Raw genomic sequence first — 12,175 nt, forward strand, 5'->3', positions numbered from 1 at the left:
GGCCGCCGCCCCGCCACCCCCGGCACCCGAGCCGCCGCCCCCGGCGCCGACGCCGGCCCCGGCCCCGGCCCCGGCGATGGAGGACGACCTCGGCGCGGTGCAGGCGCCCGTGGTGATCTCCACCGACACCGACGTGCGCAAGGTCGATCAGGTGCAGGCGCCGGTGGTGACCTCCAAGGAGCGCATCGGCCGGGAGGTGAAGAAGCAGACCGAGGCGGAGATCGAGGAGGTCCTCGCCGACCTCTTCCAGCGCACCTCGGAGATCTTCGACGCCACCGACGCTCGCTCGGCCCTGGCCTTCGTCCTCGATCTGGCGATGGAGAAGATCCCCTCGGACTCGGGCAGCGTCTACCGCGCGAACATCTCGGCCCACGAGCTCACCTTCGCCGCCGCCCGCGGCCCCAAGGCCGACGAGCTGCTCCGGCTGGACATCCGGGTGCCGGTGGGCACCGGCCTCGCCGGGGTCTGCGTGCAGGAGGGGGTCGGCATCGCCATCTCCGACGCTCACCGCGACCCCCGCTTCTTCCAGGCCGTCTCCGACAAGCTCGGATACGAGGTGAAGTCGGTGATCACCGTGCCGATCCAGCACCAGGGTCAGGTCATGGGCGCCGTGCAGCTGATCAACCGCAAGAAGGGGACCTCCTTCTCGGTGGATGATCTCTCCGTGCTGAATTACCTGGCGCGGGAGGCGGCGGACTACCTCGTCCGGACCGGCGAGGTCACGGTCTAGAACAACCGTGCACGTGCACGTGCACGGCTTCTCCCTGGAGCGATGGGTTCAGCCGATCGGCTCCCAGCGCTCACCCTCACGAAGGACCCGCTTCTCCACCTCGAGCTTCAGCAGATGCGCCAGCACGCTCCGCTCCGCGAAGACGTGCAGATAGGTCGGCACGTCCGTGTAGACCGCCGCCACGATCGCCGGGATCTCCCGGGCTCCGGCCTCCATCGCCGCGAGGATCGCCGCCTCGCGGGCGAGGCGGTGGGCGCGGTACATCCGGATCCGCTCGCCCACCAGCGTGCTCGGGGGTCCGTGGGCCGGCAGCAGGAGATCGGCCCCCAGCCCCTCCAGCCGGTCGAGGCTCTCCAGGTAGGCCTTCAGGTCGCCGTCGGGGGGATCGATGATCACCGTGCCCACCCCCGCCAGGTGATCTCCACAGAGCAGTGAGCCCCGGGCCTCCTCGAAGAAGCTCAGGTGATCGCCGGTGTGCCCGGGGGTGGCCACGACCCGCCAGCGTTGGGGGATCGGGCCGGGCAGCTCGACCACCTCCTCGTCGCGCAGGGTCGCGTCCACCACGCCCCCGGGCAGCGCCCGGGCGGTGAGGGGGTGGGCCCGGCAGCGGATCGTCTGGCGCGCCCGCAGGTAGGGCAGGGCGGCGTGGTGGTCCCGGTGGTGATGGGTGAGCCAGACCTCCCGAAGACGGATCCCCGCCGCCGCGAGCGCGTCGAGGGCCTCGAGGAGGGGGCGGGCGTCGGCGGGATCGTCGGCGCCGGGGTCGACCAGGATCCGCTCCTCGCCCGTGCCCAGGAGGTAGCAGTTGGTGTGGGTGGCCGGCGGCAGGGTGGGGGCGGGCAGGGCCAGGAGCTGCACGCCCCGCCGCAGCTCCAGCGCTCCGGCCGCCACCTCGCCGGCCTCGCGGGCCTCGAGGATCGCGCGCACCGAGTCGGAGAGGGGCAGCCGCCCTTCGGCCCAGCCCGCGAGCAGCTCGCCCACCGGACGCCACCCCGCCGTGGCCGCGTCGTCGCCCGCAACCGGCTCGGCGGCCTCGGCTTCGGCGAGGTGGGCCGTGAAGACGCGCAGGCGCAGCGGCGCGGGGACGTAGCCCTCCATGAGGAAGTCGCCCGCGGGCTCCAGCCGCTCGCGCGGCAGCACGAGCCCCGTCTCCTCTCGCAGCTCTCGCAGCGCGCCGGCCTCGGCGTCCTCCCCCTCCTCCAGCCGGCCGCCGGGGAAGGCGAGGGTCCCCTCCAGGACGCTGCCCCCGGCGCGCTCGATCAGCAGCGCCCGGCGCCCGGCGCCCTCACCGGCGAAGAGCGCCACCGAGCCCGCCTCGAGCCGCATCGCCCTCTAGCCGCGGCGGCACCAGCCCTGGATGCCGACGATGTCGATGCCGAGGGACTGACGCAGCAGGATGGTCTGGTGGAAGGTCCCGGTGGCCTCGTCGAGCATCACGTGGAAGGCCTTCCCCACGAAGACGTAGTCGCAGCGATCGTAGACGTCGTGCTCCACCCAGGTGGCGCAGAGCGCGAAGGCGTCGCGGGCGTCATCGGGGTTCTCGGTGAACGCGACGCTCTGGAAGGTCTCCTCCATGCCGAGGAAGACCGGTCGGGTGATCGGGTAGGACGAGAGGGAGGGGACCGGCCGGGTCATCCGGGTGCGGAAGGCGACGGCGCCCAGCTCGCGCAGGGCCGCGTAGGTGGCGGGGCTGTCGGCCGGCGGGGTCGCGAAGGTCCCGCTGATGCCCGCGGCCAGCGCGCTCCAGGGGGGCGGGGGATCGAGATCCTGGGAGAGGTCCGAGACCCAGTCGCAGGCGAAGCGCACGTAGTGTCCCTCGAAGCCCGCCGGGTCCTTGCCGGTGAAGACGAAGGCCCGGGCGCTCTCGCTCGCCAGGGCCAGGTCGGTGAAGCCCGAGTCGGTCAGGTCGTCGCGGGCCTCGACCGCGTCCCGCGCGCAGGGGTAGCTGTGCTTGAAGCTGCCCAGGCTGCTCGGCGCCCCGAGGGCGCCCTCGGGCAGGGGCTCGGGATCGTCCAGGCCCTCGAAGGGCTCCCCCTCGTAGGCCAGGCGGATCAGCTCGTCCCCCATCATCGTCCGGCCGCAGGTCAGCTCGTCGCTGATCGGGTGCTGGCTGAAGAACTCCCAGTCGGGCGGCTTGTCCCCGCAGGCGCCGAGGGCGAGGAGGGGCAGGAAGAGGAGGGCGGCGGCGTAGCGAGACACGGCTCTAGAGCTTTTCACGGGCGTGCTTCCGGAAACAAGTCAGACCAGGGCCAGGGCCTTGCGGGCCAGCGCCGAGAGGGGGAGCTCCTCCGGCGCGCGGCTCCAGGCCGTCGCCTCGTAGAGGTCGGCGGCCAGGGGCGGGTGCGCGTCCCGGCGGGCGATACTCCCCTGCACGACGCGCAGGGTGAGCTCGAGGTGGGTGAAGACGTGGCGGACCTCGCCGCGGGGCACGAGGCCGCCGGGCACCCGCGCCAGCTGGGGCGGCTCCCAGAGCCCGCCGAGGAGGCCGGGGCGCCGGCGGGCCAGGAGGAGCGCGCCCCGCCGGTCCTGGATCAGGCCGCAGGTCGCCAGCGCCTGCTTGCGCCGGGGCGCCGGGCTGCGATCGGGGAAGCGGGTGGGCTCCCCCGAGCGGTGGGCGGCGCAGCCCGCGGCGAGGGGGCAGAGCTCGCAGGCCGGGGAGCGGGGCGTGCAGACCAGGGCGCCCAGCTCCATCAGGGCCTCGTTGAGGCGGCCGGGGTGCCCGGCGGCCTCGACCAGCTCGCCGGCCAGCGCCCAGAGCCTCGGCTCGAGGGGAGGGCGCCGCGGATCGCCCGCGAGGCCCTCGAGGCGAGCGAGGACCCGGGCGACGTTGCCGTCGACGATGGGGCTACGCTCCCCGAAGGCGAGGGAGGCGATGGCGCCGGCCGAGTAGCGGCCGATCCCCGGCAGGGCCTGCAGGGCCTCGGCGCTCCGGGGCAGCCGGCCGCCCTGCTCCTCGAGCACCTGCCGCGCGGCCCGGTGGAGGTTGCGCGCGCGGCGGTAGTAGCCGAGCCCGGCCCAGGCCTCGAGGACCGCCTCCTCCCTCGCGCCGGCGAGCGCCTCGAGGGTGGGGAAGCGCTCCAACCAGCGCAGGTAGTAGGGCACGACCGTCTTCACCTGGGTCTGCTGGAGCATGATCTCGCTGACCCAGACCCGGTAGCCGCGCTCGCCGGCGCCGCGGCCCCGGTGGCGCCAGGGCAGGTCCCGGGCGGCGCGCCCGAACCAGGCCTCGAGGGCCTGGCTGCGCTGCCGGGGCGAGGGTCGCGGGGAGGCCATGGAGCCCAGGATGGAGCCATCCGGCTCCGGACGCCACTTGCGAAAGAGGCCGAGCGCGGGGCAACCTCGAAGGCACGTGCTGCGAATCCCGGCCATCCTCCTCGCCCTGGTCCTCCTCCCGGCGCCGCTCGCGGCCGCGCCGGCCGCGCGGGCGAGCCTCGCCGATCCGGGCTGGCCTCTCCCCGAGGATCCCGCGCTGAAGGGCGTGCGCCTCGATCACCCCCGCGGAGGGCCGGCGGCCTCGGCCCTCCACCGCCTGGCTTCCTGCGTGGGGAGCGAGGACGAGTCGGCGGGCTGCGTCGAGCGCTTCTTCCCGGGCGCGGACCTGAAGGTCCGCGTCCTCGCTCGCACCACCGCCGAGTCCGCGGCCGGGGAGCGCCCGGGCCTGGTCCGCCGGGCGGTGGAGGCCCTCACGGCGCTGCCGGTCGAGCAGGTCCGGGGCAACCAGGTCCCGGCCATGCGGGAGTGCGAGCTGGTGATGGAGGCGGCCCTCCGGGGGCGCTGCGACGATCAGGGCCCGGTGAAGGGCCTGGCCGGCGTCCGCGAGGTGCTCGACGAGGAGACCCGCTCGCTCCTCTCTCCCTTCCTGGAGCGGCTCCCCGCGCCCGGCCGCCGGACGATCCACCGGGTGGTCTGCGGCCCCATCGCCCTGGGCGGCGACCTGCGCCTGGACGAGGCGCTGGTGGTCCTGGGCGCCGGGGCGCCGCGGGCGGTGGAGGATCTGCGCTGCCGGATGGTGCCGCGCCCGGGGCCGGATCAGACCGCCGGGGCGCAGGTCTGGGCCCAGGCCCGCCGCCAGACCGAGGCGGTGCGGGCCCTGGTGCTGGGCCTGGACTGCCTCGACGAGGGCGGCGGGGCCTGCCAGGCCCGGGTGGCGCCGCTGACCTTCTCCCAGCTGGAGGCCCTCAACCGGGGCCTGGACGAGGCCTCGGAGGCCAAGCGGGCGATCTGGCTGGAGGGGATGCGCGAGCGGATCCTGGGGCACCCCGGCCAGCGGCGGTCCTGGATCCTCTCCCTGGCCTACGACGCCTGCCCCTCCCTGGCCTCGATCCCCGAGGACCGCTCCTGCGTGGCCGGCCCCTCCCGCGGGGCGAGGCCTCCCCCCTTGCCCCGGGGCCTCAAGGGGGGCGAGGCCGCCCAGGCGCGGGCCCTGCGGGCGATCCTGGAGTCCTCGCTCAAGGGGCTCGAGCCGAGGCAGGCCGAGGTGCAGTGCGGGGAGGTGCGGGCCCAGGTCACCTACGCCGCGCCGGAGGAGGGGCTCCCCGTCCTCCTGGGGATGCGCTGCGGGATGCCCGAGTAGGGGCGATCAGAGCACGTGGTGGGAGGCCGTCGGCAGGCGCCGCCGGATCTCCCCGGCCTGCTCCAGATCCAGGTCGGCCACGGCCAGGGCGTCTCCGGTGTCCGGCGCCCGGGCCAGCACCTTGCCCCAGGGGTCCGCGATCAGGGCGTTTCCGTAGGTCTGGCGCCCGGTGGGGTGGGTGCCGAACTGCGCCGGGGCCACCACGAAGATCCCGTTCTCGATGGCCCGGGCCCGCAGGAGGACCTCCCAGTGGTCCTTGCCGGTCTGGAGGGTGAAGGCGGCCGGGCACCAGGCCACCCGGGCCCCGGCCTGCTCCAGGGCCCGGAAGAGCTCGGGGAAGCGCAGGTCGTAGCAGACCGAGAGGCCGTGGCGCAGCCCGGCGGCGTCCCCGGTCACGATCTCCGAACCCCTCGAGATCACGTCACTTTCCCGGTAGCTCTCCTCGCCGGGGAGGTCCACGTCGAAGAGGTGGATCTTGCGGTAGACCGCCCGATCGAGGCCGTCCTCCCCGATCAGCACCGAGGTGGCCCGGACCCGGCCCTCACCGGCGGGCTCGGGGATGGTGCCGGCCACGATGGCCAGGGAGAGCTCCCGGGCCAGCGCCCGCAGGCGGGTCAGCGAGGGGCCCTCGATCGGCTCCGAAACCCCCGGTTTTCCTTCTTCCGGGCCCATGAAGGTGAAATTCTCGGGCAGGCCGGCGACCCGGGCCCCGGCGTCGGCGGCGCGGCGCAGGAGGGCCTCGGCCCGCTCGAGGTTCTCCTCCACCGAGTCCCCGGAGCAGAGCTGGAGGGCGGCCACCCGTACGAATCGCTTGGAGTCAGACGTGCTCATCGGGTGGCCTTTCAGAGGGTGTAGGGAAGGGTAGGATCTATTGCGAAGCTGCATCCAGTGTGCTACGAAACGCCCCACATTTTCGGGGTTTTTTACCGGAAGTGGGCGCGGTTGGGCCCGCTTTCTTTTTTTGTGATGACGACGAACGGTACAACAGGCGCGCAGGAAGCGCAGATCTGGTCGATCCTCGAGCCGGTGATCTCGGCTCAGGACTTCGAGCTGATCGAGGTCGAGCTGACCCACGATCGGGGCCGGAAGATCCTCCGTCTGTACATCGACCACCCGGACCGGGCCATCTCCATCGACGACACCACCCTGGTGACGCGGCTGGTCGACCCGGTCCTCGACGTGGAGGACCCCATCGAGGGGGCCTACTACCTCGAGGTCTCGAGCCCGGGGCTCGATCGCCCGCTTCGTCTGGCTGCCCATTTCGAGCGCTTCGTCGGCGAGCGGGTGAAGATCCGGACCGAGCATCCGGTCTCCGACGGTCGCCGAAGGAACTTCAACGGCATTCTGAAGGGGATCCGTGACGGCCAGGTGACCGTCGACGTGGATGGAGAGCTCTTCGAGTTTCCCCACGCCGACATCGTCCGTGCCCGACTGGAGTACCGCTTCGACGAGGAGAATCGCTGATGACTTCTGCGGTGAACATGAACCTGATCCTGGATCAGGTCGCCAAGGAGAAGGGTGTCGAGCGGGGTGTGCTCGTGGAGACGCTCGAGCAGGCCATCGAGACCGCTGCCCTCAAGACCTTCGGCCTCGAGCGCGCCATCGAGGCGCAGTACAACGAGGAGAAGGGTGTGGTGGAGGTCTTCCAGGCCCTCACCGTCGTCGCCGAGGTCACCGATCCGATCAACCAGATCACGATCGAGGAGGCCCAGGAGAAGGGCATCGAGGCCGAGGACGGCGACGAGCTCCTCTTCCAGATCTTCTACCGTGAGGAGGACTCGGCCGAGGCGGAGATGCAGGACGAGCGCTACGGCGACATCCTGAAGATCCAGACCCACCGCCGGGCCTTCGGGCGCATCGCGGCGCAGGCGGCCAAGCAGGTCATCATCCAGCGGGTCCGCGACGCCGAGCGCGAGAACGTCTTCCACGACTTCAAGGAGTTCAAGGGCCAGATCATCACGGGCGTGGTGCGCCGCTTCGAGCGGGGCAACCTCGTGGTCGAGCTCGACAAGGGCGTGGGCAACCAGGCCGAGGCCGTGCTGCCGGTCCGCGAGCAGGTGCCGCGCGAGTCCTACCGGGCGGGCGACCGGATCCAGGCCTACGTCCTCGACGTGCTGCGCGAGGCCAAGGGCCCGCAGATCATCCTCTCCCGGGGCTCCGAGCAGCTGCTCGTGAAGCTCTTCGAGATGGAGGTCCCCGAGATCTACGAGGGCATCGTCGAGATCGCCCGCGCCGCGCGCGAGCCCGGCGGCCGCGCCAAGATCGCCGTGGCCTCCCGCGATCCCCAGGTCGATCCCGTCGGCGCCTGCGTCGGCATGAAGGGCAGCCGCGTGCAGGCCGTGGTGCAGGAGCTGCGCGGCGAGAAGATCGACATCGTGCCCTTCGACGACGATCCGGCCCGCTTCGTCTGCGCCGCCCTCGCTCCGGCCGAGGTCACCCGGGTGCTGATCGACGAGGCCAACAAGGCCATGGAGATCATCGTCCCCGACGATCAGCTCTCGCTGGCCATCGGCCGCAAGGGGCAGAACGTCCGCCTGGCCGCCAAGCTCACCGGCTGGAAGCTCGACATCAACAGCGAGAGCCGCGCCGAGGAGATGCGCGATTTCGCCGACGAGTCCCTCGGGGCGATCCCCGGCATCGACGCCGACCTCATCGAGGTCCTCTACGCCCACGGCTTCCGCCGCAGCTCGGACATCGCGGACGCGAACGCCGAGGTGCTTGAGCAGATCCCCGGCGTGGACGCCCAGCAGGTCGAGACGATGCAGGAGGCCGCCCGCTCCCAGGCGGTCCTCGACGCCGAGCGCGAGGCCGTCCTCGAGAAGGAGCGCGAGGAGGCTCGCCAGGCCGAGCTCCGCCGCCACCCCGACACCCTCTCCCCCCAGGAGCGCCTGCTGCGCGTCCGGGGCGTGGGTGAGCGCACGATCGAGCAGCTCTCCACCGGCGGCTACAACACCGTCGAGGACCTGCACAAGGAGGACGATCCCATCAAGCTCGGAGAGTCGACCGGGATCGGCCTGAAGAAGGCTCGCCAGATCAAGACGGCCGTGGCCAACTATCTGGCGGAGGAAGCGCGGCTGCGGACCGAGCTCGACGCGGACGGGGCCGGCCCCGCTGCCAAGAGCGCGCCCGGAGCCGAGTCGGAGCATGCGGACGCTGCCCTCGCGCAGGCCGCCGAGACCGACGGGTCCGAGAGCAACGAGACCTCGGCCAAGGCATGAAGTCGGGTCTGACGAGGACCCTGGATTCGAAGAAAGGGGCTACTTCCATGTAAGCCCCGACCACAGGTGACAAGCGATGGCGAAGAAGCGCGTCTATGAGATTGCGAAGGAAGTCGGCCTCTCCAACAAAGAGGTCGTCGACCGACTCCAGGAGATGGGATTCGATGTGAAGTCCCATTCCTCCAGCCTCGAGGAGATCGAGGCCGAGTCCGCCCTTGCGAGGCTCCGTGGTGATGCCCCGGCGGTCGAAGAGCCGAAGAAGGCCGTCTCCGCGGTCGGCGTCGTTCGCCGCCGCCGCAAGCGGACCACCGAGGATGGCGAGGTCGTGACCACGACCCGCGTCGTCCCGGGCGACGAGGCCAACACGGAAGAGGTGCTCTCCACCCAGGGCGTCGAGGCCGTCGCCGAGGTCGAGGAGGCCGAGGCCGAGACGGGCTACGACGCCGAGGGGTACGAGAGCGAGGCCGACGAGGCCGAGGGGTACGAGAGCGAGGCGGCCGAGTCGGACGCCGAGTACGAGGCCGCCGAGTACGAGGGCACCGAGGCTGCCGCCGAGGGAGAGGCCGTCCAGGCCGCCCAGGGCGAGGCGGTCGAGGCCGCCGCCGAGGGTGAGGCCGCCGAGGGCGAGGCGTCCGCCGAGGCGGGCACCGCCGCGGCCGAGCAGCCGAAGCTCACCGAGCCCACCGCCACCCAGGCCGTGGTCATCTCCCGTCCCCTGATCCCGGTGGCCCCCAAGGTCCCGCCGGGGCCGCGGACCCCGGCCGGCTCGCGCCGGATCGGCCCGGTGAAGGAGTACCAGGTCGTCACCGACTCGCTCGGCCGCGGCCGCGAGTTCGTGGACGTCACCAAGGACAAGGCCGGCAAGAAGAAGACCCCGGGCGGCCAGCGGCGCGCCAAGGAGGCCTTCACCAAGCGCGAGCTGATCACCCTGGCGCGGGACCGGGCCTACATCCCGGTGCGCGGCCGCAAGAAGCGCCCCACCAAGAAGGGCAAGAAGACCGAGGTCACCGTGGCAGCCGAGCACAAGCGGGTGATCAAGGTCGAGGAGACCATCACCGTCTCCGAGTTGGCCAAGCAGATGGGCGTGCGGCTCAACGACATGATCCGCAAGCTCATGCAGATGGGCTCGCCGGCCTCGGCCAACCAGTCCCTCGACGTCGAGACCGCCTCCCTGGCCGCCGAGGAGTTCGGCTTCAGGATCGAGAAGATCGGCCTCGAGCTCGAGCAGATCATCGACACCGGTGGTGAGATCGATGAGTCCGATCTCGTCCGCCGGCCGCCGGTCATCACGGTCATGGGGCACGTCGACCACGGCAAGACCTCGCTGCTCGACTACATCCGGCACAGCCGGGTGGCGGCGAAGGAGGCGGGCGGGATCACCCAGCACGTCGGCGCCTACTCGGTGCCGGTGGGTGGCTCCTCCATCACCTTCATCGACACCCCGGGCCACGAGGCCTTCACCGCCATGCGGGCCCGCGGCGCCCAGATCACCGACATCGTGATCCTCGTCGTCGCGGCCGACGACTCGGTGATGCCCCAGACCATCGAGGCCATCGCCCACGCCCGCGAGGCGAAGGTGCCGGTGATCGTGGCGGTCAACAAGTGCGACCTGCCCCAGGCCAACCCCGAGCGGGTCCGGCAGAACCTCACCGAGCACAACCTCATCCCCGAGGAGTGGGGCGGTGACATCATCGTCGTGAACGTCTCCGCCAAGACCGGGGACGGGGTCGACAAGCTGCTCGAGATGATCGACCTGCAGGCCGAGATGCTCGAGCTGCGGGCCAACCCCAACCGCGCCGCGGAAGGCCGGGTCATCGAGGCCCGCATCGAGCGTGGCCGGGGCGCCGTGGCGACCCTCCTCGTCCAGGAGGGCGTGCTCAAGCGGGGTGACTTCGTCTTCTCCGGCTCGACCATCGGCAAGGTGAAGGTCCTCACCGACGACCAGCGCAAGGTGGTCAAGGAGATCGGCCCGGGCTTCCCGGCCGAGATCCAGGGCCTCGACGGCGTGCCCGCCGCGGGCGACGCCTTCTACGTGGTCAGCGACGAGAAGGCCGCGCGGGAGCTGGCCGCGAAGGCTGCCGAGCAGAAGCGCAGCGACGGCCTCGCCGGCGACGCCCGGATGGCCAAGGGCGGCAGCCTCGAGGACATCCTGGCCAAGATGAAGGGGAGCGAGGCACCGGAGCAGAAGGAGCTCAAGGTCGTCCTGCGCGCCGACGTCCAGGGCACCCTGGAGGCCGTGGCCGCCACCCTGGAGAAGCTCGCCACCGAGAAGGTGAAGGTCACCATCATCCAGAAGGCGGTGGGTGCCATCTCCGAGTCGGACGTCATGCTGGTCACCGCCTCCGGCGGGATGATCGTCGGCTTCAACACCAAGGCCGACCCGAAGGCGAAGAAGCTCGCCGAGCACGAGAAGATCGAGATCCGGACCTACGACGTCATCTACAACGCCGTGGACGACATCAAGCTGGCGATGGCCGGCATGCTGGACGTGGTGCGCAAGGAGAACAACATCGGCCGGGCCGAGGTGCGCGACGTCTTCCGGATCCGCGGCAAGGGCGCCATCGCCGGCTGCGCGGTGGTCGACGGCAAGATCCTGCGCAGCGCCTGGGTGCGGGTGCTCCGCGGCGACGCGCCGATCTTCGAGGGCAAGCTCGACGGCCTCAAGCGCTTCAAGGAGGACGTCAAGGAGGTGCCCAACGGCATGGAGTGTGGTGTCAGCATCGCCAACTTCAACGATGTCCAGGCGGGTGACATCCTCGTGGCCTTCGAGGTCGAGGAAGTTCGCCCCTCGCTCTAGGTAGAACGCGGCGGTCGTCGAGATGATGGTTGGAGTCCTCCGTCTGCAGCTCATGCTGCCAGGTACCGCTTCTCTGAAGGAGAAGAGGGCGATCCTGCGGCGTCTGCTCGATCGGGTGCGGGGGCGCTTCCACATCGCCGCGGCCGAGGTGGGTGAGCACGACCTGCACCAGAGCGCCGTGATCGGCTTCTCCACCGTGGGCGCCGACGGCGCGAAGGTGGCCCGGGTGCTGGAGCGGGTGACCAAGTTCATCGAGGGGACCGGCCTGGTGGAGGTCGCTGCGGTGGAGGAAGAGGTCGTCCGCTACGACGAGCTCGAGGAGACCCCCACCTCGCTCGCCGAGAAGTACGGCCTGCCCGAGCTCGAGGAGCGGATCCAGGAGGAGGAGCGGGCCGCCGGCCGAGCTGCCTTCCGGCCCGGGAGCCTCGGCCTCGGCTCGAACAAGATCAGCGAGGAGGGAGGATGAGCCATCGTCCCGTCCGGCTCGGAGGCGTCATCCAGCGTGAGCTCACGACCCTGCTCCAGCGGGGCAAGCTCAAGGACCCGCGGATCAGCGCGCTGACCACCTTCACCGGGGTCGAGCTCTCGAAGGACCTCTCCCACGCCACCGTCTACTTCTCGGTGATGGGCCAGGAGGAGCGGGTCTCGGAGACCGAGGCCGGCCTCGTCGCCGCGCGCGGCTTCCTCCAGCGGCACCTCGCTCGCGTGCTCGAGGTGCGCAGCGTGCCCGCGCTGCGCTTCGCCTACGACACCTCCCTCGACCGGGGGGCCCGGATGGAGGAGATCCTCTCCGGCCTCCCCGAGCTCTCGTCCAGCGCCCCGGCGGCCGGCGCGGACGACGAGGAATGAGTTTGCTT

11 protein-coding genes are annotated in these 12,175 nt (G+C 71.7%); 7 read left to right on the plus strand and 4 right to left on the minus strand.

Features of this window, described 5'->3' with window-relative positions; translation table 11 throughout:
* Positions 1 to 730, plus strand: a 730-nt coding sequence (locus tag P1V51_10920; protein MDF1563548.1) for a GAF domain-containing protein, incomplete at its 5' end; no start/stop codon positions are given.
* Positions 731 to 778: 48 nt separating this feature from the next.
* Here P1V51_10920 and P1V51_10925 read toward each other — a convergent pair.
* The 3 genes from P1V51_10925 to mutY are packed head-to-tail and all read right to left on the minus strand — an operon-like array spanning position 779 to position 4,003.
* Positions 779 to 2,056: an MBL fold metallo-hydrolase gene (locus P1V51_10925; protein ID MDF1563549.1), complete on the minus strand. Its 1,278-nt coding sequence runs from the start codon at positions 2,054 to 2,056 to the stop codon at positions 779 to 781.
* A 6-nt stretch (positions 2,057 to 2,062) separates the two neighbouring features.
* Complete coding sequence (locus P1V51_10930) at positions 2,063 to 2,929, minus strand: hypothetical protein (GenBank protein MDF1563550.1); 867 nt, start codon at positions 2,927 to 2,929, stop codon at positions 2,063 to 2,065.
* A 39-nt stretch (positions 2,930 to 2,968) separates the two neighbouring features.
* Complete coding sequence (gene mutY / locus P1V51_10935) at positions 2,969 to 4,003, minus strand: A/G-specific adenine glycosylase (protein MDF1563551.1); 1,035 nt, start codon at positions 4,001 to 4,003, stop codon at positions 2,969 to 2,971.
* A 76-nt stretch (positions 4,004 to 4,079) separates the two neighbouring features.
* On the opposite strand from mutY, the gene P1V51_10940 reads away from it, so the two are divergent.
* Positions 4,080 to 5,303 carry a hypothetical protein gene (locus P1V51_10940; GenBank protein MDF1563552.1) on the plus strand — a complete coding sequence of 408 codons (1,224 nt, stop codon included), beginning with the start codon at positions 4,080 to 4,082 and terminating at the stop codon, positions 5,301 to 5,303.
* Between the two features lie 6 nt (positions 5,304 to 5,309).
* Here the strand turns inward: P1V51_10940 and P1V51_10945 are convergent, their stop codons facing one another.
* Complete coding sequence (locus P1V51_10945) at positions 5,310 to 6,134, minus strand: carbon-nitrogen hydrolase family protein (protein MDF1563553.1); 825 nt, start codon at positions 6,132 to 6,134, stop codon at positions 5,310 to 5,312.
* A gap of 135 nt (positions 6,135 to 6,269) precedes the next feature.
* On the opposite strand from P1V51_10945, the gene P1V51_10950 reads away from it, so the two are divergent.
* From P1V51_10950 to rbfA, 5 genes are all read left to right on the plus strand, one after another.
* Entirely contained in the window at positions 6,270 to 6,767 is a 498-nt protein-coding gene (locus P1V51_10950; GenBank protein MDF1563554.1) for a ribosome maturation factor RimP, read from the plus strand.
* Positions 6,767 to 8,521, plus strand: coding sequence for a transcription termination factor NusA (nusA, locus tag P1V51_10955; protein MDF1563555.1), 1,755 nt, complete (start codon positions 6,767 to 6,769; stop codon positions 8,519 to 8,521). The genes P1V51_10950 and nusA overlap by 1 nt, the downstream gene beginning before the upstream one ends.
* Positions 8,522 to 8,597: 76 nt before the next feature.
* Positions 8,598 to 11,318 carry a translation initiation factor IF-2 gene (gene infB, locus P1V51_10960; GenBank protein MDF1563556.1) on the plus strand — a complete coding sequence of 907 codons (2,721 nt, stop codon included), beginning with the start codon at positions 8,598 to 8,600 and terminating at the stop codon, positions 11,316 to 11,318.
* A gap of 25 nt (positions 11,319 to 11,343) precedes the next feature.
* A complete protein-coding gene (locus P1V51_10965) occupies positions 11,344 to 11,784 on the plus strand; it encodes a DUF503 domain-containing protein (protein ID MDF1563557.1) in 441 nt (146 codons plus the stop codon).
* Positions 11,781 to 12,167, plus strand: a complete 387-nt coding sequence (rbfA, locus tag P1V51_10970) for a 30S ribosome-binding factor RbfA (protein MDF1563558.1) — start codon at positions 11,781 to 11,783, stop codon at positions 12,165 to 12,167. The genes P1V51_10965 and rbfA overlap by 4 nt, the downstream gene beginning before the upstream one ends.
* Positions 12,168 to 12,175: the final 8 nt, after the last annotated feature.

It is taken from the genome of Deltaproteobacteria bacterium (assembly GCA_029210625.1).
GTDB lineage: Bacteria > Myxococcota > Myxococcia > SLRQ01 > SLRQ01 > JARGFU01.

What these genes read in the sequence shown, in the direction of transcription:
- mutY (MDF1563551.1), bottom strand. Translation starts at nt 4,003, where the DNA reads ATGGCCTCCCCGCGACCCTCGCCCCGGCAGCGCAGCCAGGCCCTCGAG.
- infB (MDF1563556.1), top strand. Translation starts at nt 8,598, where the DNA reads ATGGCGAAGAAGCGCGTCTATGAGATTGCGAAGGAAGTCGGCCTCTCC.
- nusA (MDF1563555.1), top strand. Translation starts at nt 6,767, where the DNA reads ATGACTTCTGCGGTGAACATGAACCTGATCCTGGATCAGGTCGCCAAG.
- P1V51_10925 (MDF1563549.1), bottom strand. Translation starts at nt 2,056, where the DNA reads ATGCGGCTCGAGGCGGGCTCGGTGGCGCTCTTCGCCGGTGAGGGCGCC.
- P1V51_10950 (MDF1563554.1), top strand. Translation starts at nt 6,270, where the DNA reads ATGACGACGAACGGTACAACAGGCGCGCAGGAAGCGCAGATCTGGTCG.
- P1V51_10945 (MDF1563553.1), bottom strand. Translation starts at nt 6,134, where the DNA reads ATGAGCACGTCTGACTCCAAGCGATTCGTACGGGTGGCCGCCCTCCAG.
- P1V51_10965 (MDF1563557.1), top strand. Translation starts at nt 11,344, where the DNA reads ATGGTTGGAGTCCTCCGTCTGCAGCTCATGCTGCCAGGTACCGCTTCT.
- rbfA (MDF1563558.1), top strand. Translation starts at nt 11,781, where the DNA reads ATGAGCCATCGTCCCGTCCGGCTCGGAGGCGTCATCCAGCGTGAGCTC.